This is a genomic window from Rhizobium sp. 18055 (assembly GCF_902706285.1).
GTDB lineage: Bacteria > Pseudomonadota > Alphaproteobacteria > Rhizobiales > Rhizobiaceae > Rhizobium.
This window is the reverse complement of the sequence record NZ_CACSKD010000376.1, coordinates 1-415: the sequence shown is the minus strand read 5'-3', so window position 1 is coordinate 415 and position 415 is coordinate 1. Positions and strand designations below refer to the sequence as shown.

Annotated in this window: 1 protein-coding gene; it reads left to right on the top strand. The window is 70.6% G+C overall.

The window, feature by feature from the left end:
* Positions 1–415, top strand: a 415-nt coding sequence (locus GVL52_RS29585; protein ID WP_160012776.1) for an MBL fold metallo-hydrolase, incomplete at both ends; no start/stop codon positions are given.

The following is a 415-nucleotide window of genomic DNA, read 5'->3' as shown; positions in this document are numbered from 1 at the left end:
CGCACACGCCGACCATGCCGGGCCAGTGGCGGAGCTGAAGCGCCGTACCGGCGCCAGCGTAGCGGCCAACGCCGAATCGGCGGTGCTGCTGGCGCGCGGCGGCAGCAACGACCTGCACTTTGGCGACAGCATCACCTTTCCGCCGGCCAGCGCCGACCGCATCATCATGGATGGCGAAGGGGTCACCGTAGGCGGCATCGCGTTCACCGCGCACTTCATGCCGGGGCACACCCCAGGCAGCACCGCCTGGACCTGGACCGATACCCGCGATGGCCAGCCGGTGCGCATCGCCTACGCCGACAGCCTGAGTGCGCCGGGCTACCAGCTGCAGGGCAACGCCCGTTATCCACGCCTGGTCGAGGACTACCGGCGCAGCTTCGCTACGGTGCGCGCCCTGCCCTGCGACCTGCTGCTG